At 62.2% G+C, this 17394-nt stretch carries 18 protein-coding genes and 2 tRNA genes; 5 read left to right on the forward strand and 15 right to left on the reverse strand.

The features are described 5' to 3' along the window. Positions 1-353 precede the first annotated feature (353 nt). Positions 354-430: transfer RNA gene (locus ACFFUC_RS07065), tRNA-Arg, on the forward strand. Positions 431-587: 157 nt separating this feature from the next. Beyond that, positions 588-1388, forward strand: coding sequence for a PhzF family protein (locus tag ACFFUC_RS07070; protein WP_377684839.1), 801 nt, complete (start codon positions 588-590; stop codon positions 1386-1388). Between the two features lie 251 nt (positions 1389-1639). Here ACFFUC_RS07070 and ACFFUC_RS07075 read toward each other — a convergent pair whose 3' ends face one another. The 5 genes from ACFFUC_RS07075 to ACFFUC_RS07095 form a co-directional block, all read right to left on the reverse strand. Continuing rightward, positions 1640-2224, reverse strand: a complete 585-nt coding sequence (locus tag ACFFUC_RS07075; protein ID WP_377684841.1) for a type 1 glutamine amidotransferase domain-containing protein — start codon at positions 2222-2224, stop codon at positions 1640-1642. A 309-nt stretch (positions 2225-2533) separates the two neighbouring features. Continuing rightward, positions 2534-3352 carry a metallophosphoesterase family protein gene (locus ACFFUC_RS07080; RefSeq protein ID WP_377684842.1) on the reverse strand — a complete coding sequence of 273 codons (819 nt, stop codon included), beginning with the start codon at positions 3350-3352 and terminating at the stop codon, positions 2534-2536. After that, positions 3349-4302 carry a diacylglycerol/lipid kinase family protein gene (locus ACFFUC_RS07085; RefSeq protein WP_377684844.1) on the reverse strand — a complete coding sequence of 318 codons (954 nt, stop codon included), beginning with the start codon at positions 4300-4302 and terminating at the stop codon, positions 3349-3351. The genes ACFFUC_RS07080 and ACFFUC_RS07085 overlap by 4 nt, the downstream gene beginning before the upstream one ends. 116 nt (positions 4303-4418) lie before the next feature. Further along, complete coding sequence (ptsP, locus tag ACFFUC_RS07090; protein WP_377684846.1) at positions 4419-6662, reverse strand: phosphoenolpyruvate--protein phosphotransferase; 2244 nt, start codon at positions 6660-6662, stop codon at positions 4419-4421. Between the two features lie 30 nt (positions 6663-6692). Continuing rightward, positions 6693-7949, reverse strand: coding sequence for an aspartate kinase (locus ACFFUC_RS07095; RefSeq protein ID WP_377684848.1), 1257 nt, complete (start codon positions 7947-7949; stop codon positions 6693-6695). Positions 7950-8289: 340 nt separating this feature from the next. On the opposite strand from ACFFUC_RS07095, the gene ACFFUC_RS07100 reads away from it, so the two are divergent. Together ACFFUC_RS07100 and ACFFUC_RS07105 are read left to right on the forward strand one after the other, a co-directional pair. After that, entirely contained in the window at positions 8290-8703 is a 414-nt protein-coding gene (locus ACFFUC_RS07100; protein ID WP_377684850.1) for a YbaY family lipoprotein, read from the forward strand. Positions 8704-8968: 265 nt separating this feature from the next. Next, a tRNA-Cys gene (locus ACFFUC_RS07105) sits at positions 8969-9042 on the forward strand. Between the two features lie 136 nt (positions 9043-9178). On the opposite strand, the gene ACFFUC_RS07110 is transcribed toward ACFFUC_RS07105, so the two are convergent. Genes ACFFUC_RS07110 through ACFFUC_RS07125 form a run of 4 tightly spaced genes read right to left on the reverse strand, consistent with a single transcriptional unit; the run spans position 9179 to position 11460 of the window. Then, positions 9179-9565 (reverse strand): hypothetical protein, encoded by a 387-nt coding sequence (locus ACFFUC_RS07110; RefSeq protein ID WP_377684852.1) that lies wholly within the window; start codon positions 9563-9565, stop codon positions 9179-9181. Then, entirely contained in the window at positions 9565-10185 is a 621-nt protein-coding gene (locus tag ACFFUC_RS07115; RefSeq protein WP_377684854.1) for a hypothetical protein, read from the reverse strand. Before ACFFUC_RS07115 ends, ACFFUC_RS07110 begins: the two co-directional genes overlap by 1 nt. After that, positions 10178-10750, reverse strand: coding sequence for a hypothetical protein (locus ACFFUC_RS07120; protein WP_377684855.1), 573 nt, complete (start codon positions 10748-10750; stop codon positions 10178-10180). Before ACFFUC_RS07120 ends, ACFFUC_RS07115 begins: the two co-directional genes overlap by 8 nt. 11 nt (positions 10751-10761) lie before the next feature. Beyond that, positions 10762-11460, reverse strand: a complete 699-nt coding sequence (locus ACFFUC_RS07125; RefSeq protein WP_377684857.1) for a hypothetical protein — start codon at positions 11458-11460, stop codon at positions 10762-10764. A 330-nt stretch (positions 11461-11790) separates the two neighbouring features. Here ACFFUC_RS07125 and ACFFUC_RS07130 point away from each other — a divergent pair, with 330 nt between their 5' ends. Further along, positions 11791-12261, forward strand: coding sequence for a GAT domain-containing protein (locus tag ACFFUC_RS07130; protein WP_377684858.1), 471 nt, complete (start codon positions 11791-11793; stop codon positions 12259-12261). A 191-nt stretch (positions 12262-12452) separates the two neighbouring features. Here ACFFUC_RS07130 and ACFFUC_RS07135 read toward each other — a convergent pair whose 3' ends face one another. The 6 genes from ACFFUC_RS07135 to ACFFUC_RS07160 form a co-directional block, all read right to left on the reverse strand. Continuing rightward, on the reverse strand, positions 12453-14042 hold the full coding sequence (locus ACFFUC_RS07135; RefSeq protein WP_377684860.1) for a DNA primase family protein: 1590 nt from the start codon (positions 14040-14042) through the stop codon (positions 12453-12455). After that, a complete protein-coding gene (locus tag ACFFUC_RS07140; protein WP_377684862.1) occupies positions 14032-14424 on the reverse strand; it encodes a hypothetical protein in 393 nt (130 codons plus the stop codon). Before ACFFUC_RS07140 ends, ACFFUC_RS07135 begins: the two co-directional genes overlap by 11 nt. Before the next feature lie 117 nt (positions 14425-14541). Further along, the gene (locus ACFFUC_RS07145; protein WP_377684864.1) at positions 14542-14718 is read right to left on the reverse strand and encodes a helix-turn-helix transcriptional regulator; all 177 of its coding nucleotides are present in this window, start codon (positions 14716-14718) and stop codon (positions 14542-14544) included. 71 nt (positions 14719-14789) lie between these two features. Next, complete coding sequence (locus ACFFUC_RS07150) at positions 14790-15299, reverse strand: hypothetical protein (protein ID WP_377684866.1); 510 nt, start codon at positions 15297-15299, stop codon at positions 14790-14792. Positions 15300-15328: 29 nt separating this feature from the next. Then, positions 15329-16615 carry a tyrosine-type recombinase/integrase gene (locus ACFFUC_RS07155; protein ID WP_377684867.1) on the reverse strand — a complete coding sequence of 429 codons (1287 nt, stop codon included), beginning with the start codon at positions 16613-16615 and terminating at the stop codon, positions 15329-15331. A 347-nt stretch (positions 16616-16962) separates the two neighbouring features. Continuing rightward, complete coding sequence (locus ACFFUC_RS07160) at positions 16963-17382, reverse strand: DUF1178 family protein (RefSeq protein WP_377684869.1); 420 nt, start codon at positions 17380-17382, stop codon at positions 16963-16965. Positions 17383-17394: the final 12 nt, after the last annotated feature.

The raw sequence follows: 17394 nt of genomic DNA on the forward strand, positions 1-17394 counted from the left end.
ACGCGCAACCTCCGTCGCCCTGACGCAGCCCGCTGACGGTCGGTATGGGGCATCTGCTCCCGACAATCGTGGCCAGCCGTTCTGCGAGGCGCCGTTCACGAATCTTCGATCCGGCGCGCAGTCATAACCATCGCTCAACGACCGCAGGCAGACCCCAAGCCGTTCGAGTTGTCCGGCATGCCGCTATCACGGATCTTCGCCGCATCAGCCGCACCCTTTCGCGTCACGCCGCACAATCGGCCTCAAGATTGCAGACCACCCGCCCCCGCGCAAAAACAATCGCGTCGCGATGCGATTCATGGAAAAACGCTCTTGCCCCTCCCGTCAACTCGCACTAAACACCCGCTCACAGTGGACCCATAGCTCAGCTGGATAGAGCACCAGACTACGAATCTGGGGGTCGGGCGTTCGAATCGCTCTGGGTCCGCCACTTCCTCCTTTTCCATCTGTGCCAGATTACTCCCGTTTTCGGGCAGGTTTTCGACGCGTATCGCGCGCCGGTCGAGGGCGGACCAACGGCACGCGTGGCGCAGGCCCATTGCTTCCCGCTATAGTCCGGCCAACCGTCCCCAACACGAGATCACCCCATGCGCATGTATCAGGTCGATGCCTTTGCCGATCAGCTCTTCGCGGGCAATCCGGCTGCCGTTCTCGTGCTCGAGGACTGGCTTCCCGACGCGCTGATGCTGGCGATCACACGCGAAAACAACCTCGCCGAGACGGCCTTTGTCAAACCGCGACCGGATGGCGCGTGGGATCTGCGCTGGTTTGCCCCCGCGTATGAGGTGGACTTCTGCGGGCATGCCACGCTTGCAACGGCGCATATCCTGTTCACCCAAAAAGGGGCCGATTCCGAACTGACCTTCCACACACGCGTCGGAGAACTGCGCGTGTCGAAGGAGGATCGCGGCTACCGGCTCGACATTCCCCGCCTGCCCCCCGAAGCCGTAGAGAGCCTGCCTCGCGAGATCGCGGGTATCTTTCCGTCACCCCCCGTTCGGATCTTTCGCAACTTCGAGAATGTCTTCGCGGACCTCGGCAGCGCCGAAGCCGTTCGCGCCTTCGAGCCCGATCTCGCGGCGATCGCGAAGCTTGGCCATATCGGCCTTGTGGTCACGGGGCGCGATACCGAGGACGCGCGGGCGGATTTCGTGTCGCGCTACTTTGCCCCCGGCGCAGGCATTCCCGAAGATCCGGTCACGGGGTCCATCCACGCGACGCTCGTACCCTATTGGGCCGAAAAGCTGGGGCGCAACCGGCTGATGGCCTTTCAGGCTTCGCCGCGCGGCGGCTGGCTTGACTGCACGCTGACCGAGACGCGCGTGCTGCTGGCCGGCAATGCCGTGACCTTCATGGAGGCGACGGTTTTCCTGCCGGAGACTGCGTAACAGGTCCGGATGACCGGCTCCGCTTTTCCGCCCCTTGCCGGATCGCGCGCGCCTTTGCACCTGCGCCCGCGCCAGCCCGATTCGCGATTGGGCAGCGATCCCTTGCCGCGCGACCTTGCCGCGCAGGCCGCATTTTTTCCGTCGGGAAAAGTGTCTTTCCTGTGGATACATCACCCAGCGTGCATCTCTTAAAAAAAAGCAATTAGCTCCATTACCTCACATCGTTTTTACTCATTTGCCTATTATGAGTGCTAAATACGGTCTGGTACGCCGGTCGCATCCGGCTCGGCGACACGCTCACCGGCAAAGGTTGCCTGGGTTTCCTCGGCATTGCTGAAGCCGGTCAGCTTGCGGCCTTTGAACAGCCAGTTGCCGTCCTTGTCGAAGATCGACAGCAGGCTGGCCGGACCGTGGCAAACCGCCGAGAAGACCTTTTTCGGATTGCTCAGGATCGCATTGGCGAGATTGCCGATATCGGGATCGACCGCGAGATCCTGCATCGGGCCGTGCCCGCCGACGACGAAAACCGCGTCGTAATCGGCAGCATTGACCTTGCCCAGAACCAGCGGTGCCTTGAGCGCGGCAACGCCTGCGATATAGGCGCGCTGGTCGTCGACCGACTTCTGGTCATTGTCGTTATAGCCCAGAGACAGGCTCAGCTCGTCGACGACCGGCTGGCGACCCTGCGGGGTAGCGATATCGACTTGGTAGCCCTCGGCGAGGAAGGCCTGATGTGGGCGCATGAATTCTTCGGCCCAGTACCCCGTGGGGTGCCGCGTGCCGCTTTTCATGGTCCAGGTATCCGCGCCAGTCAGAATCATTAGAACTTTGGTCATTCATCTTCTCCAAAGAAGCACATTGGCGGCGGCTGATGTGCTGACGCGCCCTGGCTGCTCGAGGATCGTCTGCGCCTTGCCGGTGCCGACTATATCGCGCTGGCCCCCTGGACCCCGCATGCGGTGGTGGACGGCAATCTCGTCACCGGCCAGCAGCAGGTCTCGGCCGGCGTGACGGCGGAAGCGGTGATCAAGCTGCTCAAAAGCGCCTGATCTCGCGGGCTTTCCGCCCCGAGCGCTCGCAACGGACATGAAACATTGCACGGGCCGGAGGCATTGCGCCCTCCGGCCTTTGTCGTTCACGCGCCCCTAGAGCAGATACCAAAGCCCCTCGCGCCGCCCGTAGCGCAAAGCGGGGGCGGCCAGATATTCCAGCAGGCCGTCATCGGCGAACCACGGCGTGACGGTCAGCGCGCATTCGTCGAAATCCGTATCCTCGAAATCAAGCGTCGCGAACATATGGCCTGTCTCGCCCGCGCGCCCGCTGAGTGCCGTGCCGAGCTGGAGCTGGAGGATTTTCCGCCCCGCTTCCGCCGAAATCCCCGGCCCCGGATTCCAGTGATGGAGATGCCCCGACACGATCAGATCCAGCCCCGCCGCGCCGAGCTGTTCCAGCGCCTGATCCGCACCGCGGGTCTCGCCTTTGGAAAAGCCCTCGGGCTCGGAAAACGGATGGTGGAAGACCATCAGATTGGTCAGCCCCGCCGGCCCCTCGCGCAGCAAGGCAGCAATCCGCGCGACCTCTTCGGGGCGGGCGACGCCGCGACGCCAGCGCAGGGGGTCGACGCTGTTGGCCCCGAGCAGGCGCAAATCCCCGATGCGGCGCTCGGGCCCGAGATCCGAGGCGACATGGCGGCGAAAGGCGTTGAACGGATGAAAGAGCCGCGCCACCGGATCGAGCAGCGGAATGTCGTGATTGCCCGGAACCGCCATCCACGGCGCATTCAGCCGGTCGAGAAAGGCCAAAGCCGCCTCGAACTGGTCACGCCGCGCGCGCTGGACGAGATCGCCCGCCACGACGACCATATCGGCTCCCGCGCTTTGGATCGCGCGAAACAGGGGTTCGACCAGATCCTTGCGCTCTTGTCCGAAATGCAGATCCGACAGACAGGCCAGCCGCGTCCTCACGATGACCTGCCCTCCGCAGCGCCAACCTTGCGCGGGACGACGACCAGCAGGCTCTCGGGCCGGACGCGCAGATGGAACGGGCCGCGCATCCGCGCCTTTTCCCCGTCATAGGCAACGAGGCGGCGGGAGGGGCGCGGGGCGATCTCGATCTCGTCAGAGATCACCATGTCGAAATCGCGCCCGTGGGCCACCCGCCCCAGGGCCAGCCGCAAGGCCGCGCCGACCAGCGCGAGGGGCTTTTGCGCATGGGCGACAAAGAGCGCGAAGTGACCGGCACGGACCGCCTCGCCCCCGTCGAGGCCAAGCGTCTCAAGCTGGAGCGCATTTTTCGCGACAAAGGCCAAAGCGGTATCGTAGCTGCGGCTTTCGCCATCAACGGTCACCTCGAGATGCATCGGCCGTCGCAGATCCTTGATCGCGACCAGAACCGCCCAATAGGCCCCGATCCGCGAGCGGCCCCAGCGTTTGTAATGGCTCTCGCGCTTTTCGAGGATCTCGGGATAGGCGCCGAAACTGGTGTTGTTGAGAAAAACCCGCCCGTTGACCTCGCCCACCGATACTTTGGCAAGCTCGCCGTCCAGCAAAGCCTCGAGCGCCTCGCCCCAGCTCTCGCCCACGCCGATCTCGCGCGCGAAATAGTTGAACGTGCCGGTCGGCAGGACCGCCATGGCGACATCGGTACCGGCAAGCACGCCCGCCACCGCGGTTTGCGTGCCGTCGCCGCCCAGAACCGCGACGATATCGGCCCCGTCCCGCACGGCGGCTTGGGCGGTGCGGGTGATGTCGCGTCCCTTGTCGATGATGCGCAGATCGAAGGAGCCGACTTTCGGCGCCAGCTTTTCGCGCAGAACCTGCTCGGCAGAGGGGCCGTCACGCTTGCCGGACTTGCGGTTCACAATGACCACAAGCCGCTTGCCTGACAAATCGAGTCGCCTGTCGGATCCGGTCATGACCTCTCCCTCGGATATCTCTGAAAGATAAGGCCGGTCGGGACGGCGACAAGAGGACCATTGCCGCAGGCGGGTCGCCACGGCAAAGCCCCGCTCACGGCAGGCTTATGGCACGCTTACTGGCGCGCGATCCATTCCGTGATCGGTCGGCGCAGATTGGTCACGCCCTGCTCGCAGGCCTCGTCGATGACCTTGCGCAGCTCGGCCAGATTGACGCGCCGGATCAGATGCTTGACCGGCCCGATCGAGGCCGGACGCATCGAGAGCCGGCGAAAGCCCAAGGCCGCGAAAGTCACCGCTTCGATCGGCCGGCCCGCATCCTCGCCACAGAAGGACACAGGCACGCGCGCCTCGTCGCACCGCTGCCGGATCAGGTCCAGAAGCGTGAGATAGGAGGCGCTGAGCGTGTCGTAGCGGCGGCGCACGCGTTCGTTCTCGCGGTCGGCGGCAAAGAAGAACTGTTTGAGGTCGTTGCCTCCGATCGAGATGAAATCGCACATCTCGAAGAACTTCTTGGGCGCATAGGCCATCGAGGGCGTCTCGATCATCGCGCCGACGCGGATGTCGCTCGGCATGGGATGGCCCAGACGCTGCTCGCGCGCGATAGATTCCATCAAGACGCGATGGGCCTCTTCAAATTCCGGCATTTCGGTCACGAAGGGGAACATGACGTAGAGCGGACGGTCGGCAGCAGCGCGGATCAGCGCCTGCAACTGCATCTTGAGCACGCCGCGCTTGTCGAGCCCGACACGGATCGCACGCCAGCCCATCGCTGGGTTGGGCTCGTCATTGGGCTTCATATAGGGAAGCACCTTGTCCGAGCCGATATCGAGCGTGCGGAACATCACCGGCTTGCCCAAAGCGCTGTCGAGGACATGCGAATACAGCGTCGCAAGCTCGCTCCGGCGCGGGAAATGGGTGCGGGTCAGGAACTGCAGCTCGGTGCGGAAAAGGCCGACGCCTTCAGCACCCGAGCTTTGCATGCTCGGCAGGTCCGCCATCAGACCGGCATTCATGTAAAGCTGGATGCGCGCACCGCAGAGCGATTCCGCCGGCAGATCGCGCAGGCCGGCATAGCGCTTCTGCGCCTCGGCCTGCATGGCGATCTTGTCGCGGAAAGCGGCAGCGATGGTTTCCTCGGGGCGCAGATGGACGATGCCCATATCGCCGTCGATCAGGATCGGATCGCCGTTGAGTGCCTCGGAGGTGATGCGTCCGGCATGGATGATCAGCGGAATGGCCAGCGAGCGCGCGACAATCGCGGCATGGCTGCCGACAGAGCCTTCCTCGAGCACCACGCCCTTGAGCTTGCGGCCGTAATCGAGCAGTTCGGCAGGCCCGATATTGCGCGCGATCAGGATCGGATTTTCCGGCATCTCCGCGCCGGTATCGCGCCCCTGCCCCGTCAGAATGCGCAAAAGGCGGTTCGAGAGGTCGTCCAGATCATGGAGCCGCTCGCGCAGATAGGCATCGGCCGCGCTTTCGAGCCGCGCGCGCGCGAGGGATTGCTCTTTCTCCACCGCGGCCTCGGCGGACAGGCCGAGATCGATGTCCTCCTCCATCCGGCGCAGCCAGCTGCGCGAATGGGCGAACATGCGGTAGGCCTCCATGACCTCGGTATATTCCTTGCCCGCCGCATCGGTCGCCGAAAGCATGGCATCGACATTGCTGCGCAGCATGGCCACGGCCTCGATCAGGCGGGCGCGCTCCTTTTGCGGATCATCGCCTACCGGATTGGTGATGACGACGCGCGGCTCGTGCAGCCAGACCCGCCCCTCGGCCGCGCCTTCCTGCCCCGAAGTGCCGCGAATGACGATCGGGAAGCGGTGCTGCATCTGCGGGTTGTCGGATTGCTGGTCGAGGAAGGCGCCCAGCTCGGCCATCTCGGCCAGAACCATCGCGACGACTTCGAGACCGTAGATGTCGTCTTCGGTAAAGGGCTGCGCCTCGCGCGACTGGACGACCAGAACGCCAAGCTTCTCGCCGACGCGCTGGATCGGCACGCCGAGGAAACTGGGGAAAACCTCTTCGCCGGTCTCGGGCATATAGCGGAAACCGGGTTCGGCAGGGGCATTGGCGGTATTGATCGGGCGGGCGTTACGGGCGACACGCCCGACCAGCCCCTCGCCCAGACGCAGGCGGGTCTTGTGGACCGATTCCGGCTTGAGGCCCTCGGTCGCACAAAGCTCCAGCGTTTCGGCATCACGGAAGAGATAGATCGAGCAGACCTCGGTCCCCATCGAATCCGCAATGTGGTGGGTGATGTTGTCAAGACGATCCTGACCACCACCCGGTGCTGCAAGTGTCTCGCGCAACCGCTTGAGCAGTTTGCGCGAGTCGCTGTCATTGCGTCCGGCCATACTACCTCGCCTGTAGATCAGGCCCGCAGATCAGGCCTTGTCGAGTTCGAATGCATCATGCAGCGCCTGCACGGCAAGTTCCATATACTTGCGCTCGATCAGCACCGAAATCTTGATCTCGGATGTCGAGATGACCTTGATGTTGACGTTCTCGTCGGCAAGTGCCTTGAACATGCGCGCGGCAACGCCGGTATGGCTGCGCATCCCGATGCCGACGACCGAAACCTTGGCGACTTCGCTGTCGACGATCAGCTCGTCATAGGCGATATGGCCGGCGGCTTTCGCCTCTTCCATGGCCTGACGGGCGCGCGCGACCTGATTGACCGGGCAGGAGAAGGTCATGTCGGTCACCGAACCGGGGTGATCCTCGTAATCCTTTTCCGAGATGTTCTGGACAATCATGTCGACGTTGACGCCGGCCTCGGCCAGAGGCGCGAAGATCGCGGCCGAAATGCCCGGTTTATCCTCGACGGTGACCAGCGTCAGCTTGGCCTCTTCGCGCGAATAGGCAACACCGTTGATGACTTTCGATTCCATGATTTCATCCTCATCGCAGACCAGCGTGCCCGAATTCTCGTCGGTTTCCTCGAAAGAGGATAGCACGCGCAGGCGAACTTTATTGCGCATGGCCAGTTCGACCGAGCGGGTCTGGAGGACCTTCGCGCCGAGGCTGGCAAGTTCGAGCATTTCCTCGAAGGCGATCTTTTCGAGTTTGCGCGCCTTGGAGGTGATGCGGGGATCGGTCGTATAGATCCCGTCGACATCGGTATAGATATCGCAGCGTTCGGCATCGAATGCGGCGGCAAAAGCCACGGCAGTCGTGTCCGAGCCACCGCGGCCAAGCGTCGTGATGCGGCCCTCGGGCGACAGACCCTGGAAGCCTGCAACCACCGCGACACGCATGCCTTCGGCGAATTTCGCATCCAGATTGGTGCGCGGAATATCGACGAAACGCGCCGACGAATGCTGTGCGGTCGTGTGGATCGGCACCTGCCAGCCTTGCCAGCTGCGCGCGGGGATCCCCATTTCCTGCAAGCGAAGGGCCATCAGCCCCGCCGTCACGTTTTCACCCGAAGCAACGACAGCGTCATATTCGCGCGCATCGAACATAGGCGAAGTCTGTTCGACCCAGCCGACCAACTCGTTGGTCTTGCCCGACATTGCGCTGACGATGACGATGACGTCGTAACCGCGTTCGACTTCACGCTGCACTTTTTGCGCGGCGTTTTTGATGCGGTCCAGATCGGCGACCGAAGTGCCACCGAATTTCATCACCAGAAGCGGCATTCCTTGCCCCCAGTAGCCCATGATTTACGGCCAGCGTTCTAGGGGCCGCATGGCGAAACCGCAAGGGGACATCGACTTGGCCACGAAAGGAACTTGCGCGGCTTGCGGGACCCGTGTCGCAAAGGCCGCGATCAGGCATGTGTCGCGGCCAGAAAAATGCGCCGCGCGCGCCCCCGCCATGCGCAGTCTGCGCCCCGCGCGCATCCCGTCAAAGATGATAACTTTCGCTTGATATCGGATGGTTTATTCGCGTTCCGGCGTTAGGCTCGGGACGTGGCCAAAGAGCGGTCATGCCACAGACCGCCCGTCACACAGACCTGCAACAGAAAGACAGACCACCATGCTTCGACGCCTCGCCTATTCCACGCTCGCGGCGGCTGCCGTTTTCACGCTGGCCGCATGCGAGGATTCCGCGACAAAGGAAAGCGATTTGAAAACGATCAGCGGCACCGTCGCCTATCGCGAAAGGATCGCCCTTCCGCCGAGCGCCAAGGTCAAGGTTTCCCTCGTCGATGTGTCGCTGGCCGACGCCCCCTCGACCACGATCGCCGAAACCGAGTTCACCCCGTCGGGCAGCGTCCCCATCCCCTACACGCTCTCCTACGACCCGTCGAAGATCACCGAGGGCCATAGCTACGCCCTGCAAGCCCGTGTGACCGATCAGGACAAGCTGCTCTTCATCACCGACACGCATATCCGCGCGCTTGGAGAGAATCCGGACAGCACCGATCTCATGATGGTCAAGGTCCAGTAACAGAAGCGCTCGAGCGCCCTTCCCGTCCCCTCTCGCCGCCGCCTGCCCGACACCCCTGCGGAGTTGAGCAGACGGTAACGCAAAGACAGCAGGAAGACAGGCAGGCCGTGTCGTTTCCTCGACCGGCCTGTTCGGACTTGCTTGGACCAATCACGTTCATGCCCGTCACGCCAAGGAAGGGAAACCGGCCTCGCCGCGAAAGTGACGACCGGACCGAGAACCCCCTTGACCCCGCTGCGGGAAACCCCTAGCAAACCGGCAAGGCGGTGGGTTGGCGGAGAGGTTACGCACCGGATTGCAAATCCGTGAAGACCGGTTCGATTCCGGTACCCACCTCCAATTGCTGGCGTAAGTGACTGATTTAGCCAAGAAAATATCAGCTACTTGCAATCAACCCGCCAAACATCCCACCATCTCAAAAGCGCTTGATCGCGACAAAGTGCGACGACATCAAGCCGCCGCCCGCCCCGCACGGCTAAACAATGAGGTGGCGCACCTCCACAAAAGCCCCATCACCTGGCGACATGACCACCCGCCAGCCATCGCGCTGGCCCTGACGGATCACCGAAATGCCGGTGCCATCCAGCTTCTCGGTCAACTCGGCGATGGCTGCTCGGAGCGCGGCATACATTGCCGCCAGCGTCGGCCCACCGTCGATATCGAACCGATAAATCTCATCGAAAATTGCTGCGGCGGTCACAGGACGGCCTGCGCCTGCCCAAGCGGCGCGCAGGACGCTTTCCGCGTTCTCGGACAGCCCTCGCCACTGGATCAAATCCCAAATCATGGTATCCAGCGCCGCCAGATCGGCAGTGCCACCCGAGCAGCAAGGGCAGCGCAGGCCATTGCCTGCATCCAGCATCAGTGATACCGCCGCTTGGCAATTTCCACGGCGCGCTGAATTGCGCGTGGGTCATTTCCCATGCCGGTGTCGATCAGATAGGTAGACACCTTACCGCCCGTCTTGGCGTCGAGATCGCGAACAAGACGCTGGGCCAACCCGATGTCGTCGGGGCTGATCTGGTTTTCGGCAATATAGACCTCAGCGTCGGCGCGCATGTCTGCCAGCCGTTCATCGGATACAGGCACCCCCGGCATGATGATGTTCCCCAGCGCTTCGCGAGCCAGTCCCATGATTTCGCCGGTATCCTCGGGGGACAGGCCGCTTTCCCGGAAATCTGCCGCCAAGGCTTCGGAGACATCACGCATTTCATCGGCGCGTTCGGTTGCGCCTTCGGCTTGCAAGCCGTCCGCCCACGGTGTGAGAATGTCAGCGACGGCGGCAGCGGGGTCGGGTGCGGCTTCGGTGGTGAACCCGTCACGGGCAGCTTCGGGGCGCAGGGTGGGCGCTAGGGCGGGATCGTCGGTCGCGAACAGCAGCGCGGCGGCGTCGGCCTTATCGTCCTGCTGGCCCTGTTGGGCGGGCGGTGCGGGCTTGATTGGGCTTTCCGAAGGGAACAACAGGCTGGCGATATCAGACATTTTCAACGTCCTCCTGAAGCAGTTCGCGCCAGCCAACGGCCACAAACTCAGATGCCGACCGCATCGGATTGGCCTTTATGCCCCCGTGCGCCGTCCGGGTAAGTCGGTCAGACGCATGGGCGACTACCCCGCGTTGCCCAACGCGGGTATCCACAAGGATGCCACCTGCGCGGCGGGCTGCATCACGAGCTTCGGCTTCGGCTTCGGCCATCTCGCGCGCGACCGCCTGCCATTCGGCGGCAAGAGTATCCGCTCGGCGGGCTGCATCAAGAAGGCGCATCACGGCGGCGCTGGCTTCGGCACGGGCCGCGCGGCGGGCTTCAATTTGGTCATCTTCGACAGCATCCGCTTCCAAGATCAGCGCGCGACGGCGGGCCGCTTCAAGTACCTCGCGGTCAGCGACAAGGCCCGCGATTTCTGACTTGATGCGGGCCAGTTCTTCAGCAGCGGCCTTTTTGCCGGTCACGGCGTCCAGTGACAACGCTTCGGCATGGCCGCGCAGGGAATTGAGGTTGAGGTCAACAACGGCAATCTGGCCGTCGATTATCTGGGAGGTTGGTTTCACGTCTTGTCCTTTCAACGGTTAGCCAGAAACCCGAGCGGGTCACGGTCATATGGATCATTTTCAAAACTGCCCCCATCCACGAACGCCTGACGTTCCGGCCAATCATTGTGCGGGGCGGACCAGTCACCCGAAAATTGGCGCGGTTCCGGGCGCGGCAGGATCGGCAGTGCCGGGGCAGCGGGTTCGACCGGTTCGGGCGCAGGCAGGGCGATCGGGCGGCGCGGTGCGGATGGCGCGGGGCGCTTGGCTGCTGCGACTTCCTCGGCGAAACTCGTTCCGGCAGGTGCGACGGTTACCGCAGCCTCGGCTAGAGCGTCGAAGACTTCGGCGACATCCTCAGCCAGCAATCTGGACTTGGCGCGTGCGAGCCTGACCGCTAGGCCATCATCAGCTTTGATCGCCTTTGCGGTTTCTTCGATCTTTGCAGCCATCAACCGGCGTTCCAGATCAACCAGCGCATCGGGTTCCATCTCGACCGGCTTTGGGCGGGAATGAAGGAATGGAGCGGCGGCTTTTGCTGCATCGAGCCGCACCTCGGCTGGCAGCGTCTCATCATTTGCGACGGCGGCAAGATGGAGAACCGGCGACCAGCCGGGAAATGCTTCCTCAACCTCGACAATTGCTTGCGCAGCGCGGCGCAAAGATGGACGGCCCGGCTTTCGCCCAGCGCCTTCTCTCGCCCCACCATGCCCGTTCTCTTGATCGCTCACTTGAATACATCCCGCTAATATTCAAGTTATGTTATACTATAACTAATCTATGTCAACAATTTGATACTGTTGATAAATCGTCAACACGCCCGCTAGTAGCGCAGGGGCGCTGCGCGGCCCGCTGATGGGGATTGGTGGTCGATGAGGTGAATGCTCCGGGAGGCCGATTGCGTGGCTGCGCGGCTAAGTATCAGGGTGTGGTCGCGAGCGGTGCAGTCAGGATAACCGGCAGATCAATCGGGCTGAAGGTTTCCGAAACGGATTGACCCACGCGGCAGGCCGTGAGTGCATCACAGGAGGCTGATTGCCATTCTGCCAGTGAGGGGTTTGATGAAACAGTTTTGCTTTAGATCGATAGCGGCTGCGGTAGCGTTTTCTTTCTTTGCACACCTCCCTGCAACAGCGCAGGAAACCGACTGGCAAGATGTCTTGAGGCAGGTTCGAAACAAACAAGCCGCTGAGGATGCTGCTCGCGATGCATCGAGAGAAAAGCTTCGTCGCGAGATAGAGGCAATCCAAAAGGAAAGGGAGAAGCAGAGTGAAATTATCCCACCCTCACGATTGAGAGAGTGGATGCGCGATCCAAGCCCACCACCAACCCCGGGGCGGTATTGGGTGCCGGTGGCGATGCTTGCTGCATCTGGCGCGATGGTTTGGGCAATATGGCGCGGCAGAGGGAGGATCGGCGGCGCAGCAGAGGAAGCGATTGTTCTCTTCGGGGTGCGAATTGTCAGGATTTTCAGGGCAATCAGGGCGGGCGTCTCCAAGATAAGAAAGAGGATTATCGACCGCGCAGGATGAAACGAGGCTAAACATGATCTACGTCCGCGCACGTCCGCGACCGCGCCAGTGTGTTACCCATCAAATTACCCTCTTCCTGCGTGCGTATATATGAAAGGTCGCGGACTTACGCGGACGTGCGGACGTAATCAGGCATGAAAAAGGGCCGATGCGTAAGCGCCAGCCCCTTTGTCGTCGGCATGTCCACCGCATCACCATTCATCCAGCAACGTGGCTTGCGCGGTTCCCTGCAAGGCAATGCCCTCATAATGCCGGGTTCTGGCGGTTCCGGTTCCGGGCCGCGTGACGGTCAGCCCATTCACGGCAGCCCTCACATCACGCCCGAAACTCTGGGCCGTGCCAGCTTCACGCCGCCCATTGTCTGCGCACCAGCCCTGCCACGCGGCATAGAGGTCATCGCAAGAGACGCGCGCTCCGGCAGCGACAATGCACCGATCCTTGACGAAGGCTGCGACCGGCGACCCGAGGGCTTCCAGTTCCTCAACCGCTTCCTGCGCGCTGGCCGGTGGTACAAAATACCCGCGTTCCCGAAGGCGCAGATAGCCTGCCCGTGCCCAATTCAGGATGCCCGGCAGTTCTGTCATCAGCCGATTGCCAAGGCCGCGATCCTCTTTTCCATAGAACGAATTTGTCATGGTCAGGACAAGGAAGCGCGAAGCCAGCGCACCGGAAGCATCAGAGAGGCGGGGCAACTCGTTCGACATGATGATGAAGCGGACGCCCAGCCGCCCGGTCCACGCGGCCTGAAACTTCCGATCAACGGTTATGCTGTCTTCGCCAGAGATCGAAAGCAGCCGCTCGGCAATGGCGGATTGATCAGCTTTACCCGATAGCCGTGCATCACCGATAATTGCGACTGATTTCCCGATCAACGGAGCAAGGCCGAAGTTCGTCGCGAGACTAGCCAGTGTCGGCGCGGTCACGCTGTTCTGCCCCAGCAGCGCCGTCAGGATGCGGGCAATCGTGCCTTTGCCGGATCGCTTCGGGCCGACGATCAGCGGGATTTTCTGCTGCGATGTATCAGGCGACAGCAGATAACCGAAGATGTCTTGCAGGGCTTCAATGGCCTGCGGATCGTGCGGCCAGATCATTTTGAGAAACTGCAACCATTCCTTCGGCACAGGCGCTTCCGAGTTGAAGGCGACCCCCGAAGCGCTAAACGTGAAGAATGCGGGTGACGGATCAGAAAGCCGCCCGCTGGGCAGGTGGAGCAGACCATTCTGAACCGGCAGCAGTTCGTTGGCGGGCAAACACTGCGCACCATCGAGCCACGCCGGAGCCTCCACGTCGCCCGGAAGGTTGCAAACCGCCCTGAACGCCGAGATGACGTTTTCAACGGTGGTGCGGGTGGGCTGAAATGGCAGTTCCTCCCCTTCCTTCCCAAAACGCTTCGCCCCGTCAAGGTAGTCCCAAACGCGCGCCTGAACACTGTCGCCGTCCGCATCTCGATAGCTGGCCCCGTTCCAGCGCCAGAATGTTCCGCGATAGTGGCGCATAGTCGCCATGCCGCTAGCGGTGAAACTATCGGCCAGCAACATGCGCGCGGTCGGCATGGGATCGCGCGGGTCAAGGATCGGACGTCCAGCGGCATCACGCGCGACAGGCAGGCCATCACGCAAAATGGCATCGACCCGGGCTATTGTCGGTTCATTCCCAGCAGGCCGCATCGCCACCACGTTTGATGGTGTGGTCGGATCGAAGCCGTAGTCGCGATCATCTGGCACGGGGCCGGGATCGCCGTCTTGGCGCATCCACGCGGGCGGGGTCAGGTCAATCATCATCCCTGCCCCCGATCAGCGCGCGGCGGGCGCGGCGCTTCTCCACTGCGACCTCGAGGCGATCCAGAAACTCCCGGCACCTGTGGTAAAAGCCCAGCATGTCGTCCAGATCGGGTGTACGTTTGGAATATGGGTGAATTTGGCTCGACGGCGGGCGGATGCCCGGATCGGGCAACGGCTGGCCCGCGAGGGCGTTTAGATCGGCCCAGTAGCTCGTCGCCAGCGTTTCCAGACTGGACGCAGACCAAACCGCGCGGTTCTGCTCGTCATCCGTCATGAACTCGCGGTGGTCGGAGTAGATGTCGTGCAGGCCGGTCGCGACGCGGCTGACATCGGGATGCGCGAATGCTCGCATGAACGGCGCAGCGAGATTTGTGATTTTCATTGTTTGCCTTACGGCTTGCGGGGCGAGCGCAGTGTGATAGCATAACGCTGCTTTATCATCTGCGCCGCCCGGGGTCTTCGGATCGCCGGGCGTTTGCATCCCGACAGATTGGGCGGATCAGGCTGCGGAAAGCGTCTGTTCCCACGCTTCAAGATCAGCCAGTTTCCAGCGCGTACAGCCCGGCGACAATTTGACCGGACGTGGGAATTTGGGATCGTTCTGAACGCGCCGCCACGTCGTAGCGGGGTTCTCGCCATAGCGTTCGGCGACTTTTTTAACGGAAAGATAGTGCATCGGTTCACCCCTTGATTTGATAATCGCAAGGTGCCGCGTCCAGCCGCACACGGGCAGTGGCGTTAATTTGGTCAGATTTTCGGGAAGGGCACGGTTGAGGTCAAAATCGTTTCGCCGCGCGCCAATGATTCGGTGACCCATATCCTGCCTGCAGCGTCGCGCCGTCTCCTTGCGACGAGACGTTTGCGATGCCGATCATCTAGAGCGATACCACCAGCCACACGCAACGCGACTTCATCCTTGGTAAGCGAATGCCGCCCCCGCCGCTTCGCCTTCCCACCATTCTGCATTGCCACGGCCAACCGCACGATTGCCGGGGAATGTCGCAACGGCCATGCTGGGCGACACGCTGAAACCGCGCGTACGAAAGCAGCAGCGTCTGCGACTTCAATTAGAGTCGAAAACTCTGGCGAGCCGCGCTTGCGGCCCGATGTGTCGGCCAGCGACCCGGCCAGTTGCTCAAGCCGAACGATGGTTTCGCCATAGCCCCCACCCAAGATCGTGCCCGGCATGGCGCGCAGGGCCGGAATGGCGGCGTCGCGAAGCCACCGGGCAGCAACGGCTGCATCCGTCGCCCGCATCAAGACAGGGCGGTGCCCACGCCTCCCCATTACGCCGCGCCACCGAGCAGTGCGACCAGCTTGGGCGCGACATCACCCCGCAAGCAGCGGCACCAGTCACTCATCATGGCCTTGCGCCGATCCAGCATATCTGTCCGAGCATAGGCTTGCTCGACTTTGTTCCCCAGCTTGTGCCAGAGCGCGGCCTCCGACAAATTCCAGTCATATCCGGCCTTTTCTGATGCCCAGACCTTGAACGCGCTGCGGTTCCCGTGCGGCACGGCAGCTTCGCCAGTCTTGGCATCCACGAAACCAGCGCCCCCAGCCTTCACGTCAGCGTCGTGCAGCGTCCGCATCACCTTCCCCAATGTAGCATCCGACAGCGCTCCGCCCCGTGGTGCCCAGAAAACCAGATCGCTGCGCTCCTGCCTCGGCAAGGCTTCCAGTAGCGCGATCATTTCATCTGTCAGGGGAACTCGCCTCGGACCATCGCGGCGGCTGATCTTTGATGACTGACGGCCCGGCTGAACCGTCCAGACACGACCCGGCAAATCAACCTCGGACCATGACATATAGCGGACCGCACCCGCCCGAGTTGCGGTCATCGTCTGAAAGCGCAACGCAGCGGCCCCCATCCCGTCGCGGCGAGAGAGAGCTTCCCACCACCTCGGCAAGTCCTTCAATTGCAATGCCGGATAGTTCTCGGTGGCAGCACTCACTTCTGAAAACTCAGATTTGAGATTGCCCTCCCAGCGGGCGGGGTTGTCCCCACTCCGATGCCCGTTGGCAGCAGCATGTTCCAAAACTTCGTGAATTTTTCGGCGTAGCTTGTCAGCGGTCACGGTCTTTGCATCCCACAGCGGACGCAAGACCCGCAGCAGATCGTCGCGAGAAATGTCACCAACCAACATCTTCCCGAGTTCGGGCACAGCATACTTATCAAGGCTATCACGCCATTGTTCGCGGTATTTTCCGGCAGATAGTTTCTTCGCCTTGATGGGCGCAAACAGGTCGACCGCATCAGCAAACAGCAACCCGCGCTTTTGCGCCGCTACCAGTTCCGCGCGAAGGGCCTTGCGTTGCTCGACTGGATCAACTCCCTGCCGGATCATCTCGCGCGTGTGGGCGGCTTTCTCACGAGCGTTGGCGAGCGTAACCTCGGGATAGGCTCCCAACCCTATCTCACGCCGCTTTGCGCCCACAGTCGCGCGCAAGAGCCAAGATTTCCCCTGCCCTACAACCTGCAAGTACAAACCGGCGACGCCGCCGACAGGGTGAACACCCTCGGCAAGGCGTTTCACCTCGATAGCAGAAAGTTCTTTGGCGCGCTTTGGCATGGCAGTATCAACCCGTCATTCAACCCACCAAAAACGCTACCATCGGTTGCGACACCTTGCAACATATCGCGACCGATCAGAATTAAAAACCCATGCAAATATTTGATAATATTATTTTATATGGAGCGCATTGCGACACCATACGACACACCATCGGCGGCGGTACCCACCTCCAGAGCGCCTCGGCAAACCGAATTCCCCTGAAAATGCGCAACTTGGATCACAATCGTGATCGCGTTCTTGCGTCTATGCGCCATGCTGCGGCGCCGCCCGTTCCCGAATCCGTATCCGGGAAACCCCATACCGACAGGGCCCGCGGAATGCGGTCCTCCGTGGCGTGGACTGCCTCAGTTCGCCTTTTGGCGCGGCAGGAAGGGCAAGGGCGCGACCTGAATGCCTTCGGCGAGAAGCTGGCGCGCCTCTTCCGGCTTGGCCTCGCCGTGGATCGCGCGTTCGGGTTTGAGGCCCTCGTGCATGGCGCGCGCCTCGGCGGCAAAGGACATGCCGACATAGTCCGAGTTCTTCTCGACATGCTCGCGCAACTTTTCGACGAGTTTCTCGCGCTCGTTGCGCGGGCTTTGCAGGTCGGGCGCGGCGGCATGGGCGGTCGCCACCCCCGGCGCCATCAGCGCCTTTTCGACTTTGCTCGAACCACAGATCGTACAGGTCACCTGCCCCGCCGCACGCTGGCTGTCATAGCCTTCGGACGAGCGGAACCAACCATCAAAATCATGGCCTTGCTCACAGCGCAGATTGTAACGGATCATGGGAACACCTCT

Source organism: Paracoccus cavernae (genome assembly GCF_042430175.1).
Taxonomy (GTDB): domain Bacteria; phylum Pseudomonadota; class Alphaproteobacteria; order Rhodobacterales; family Rhodobacteraceae; genus Paracoccus; species Paracoccus cavernae.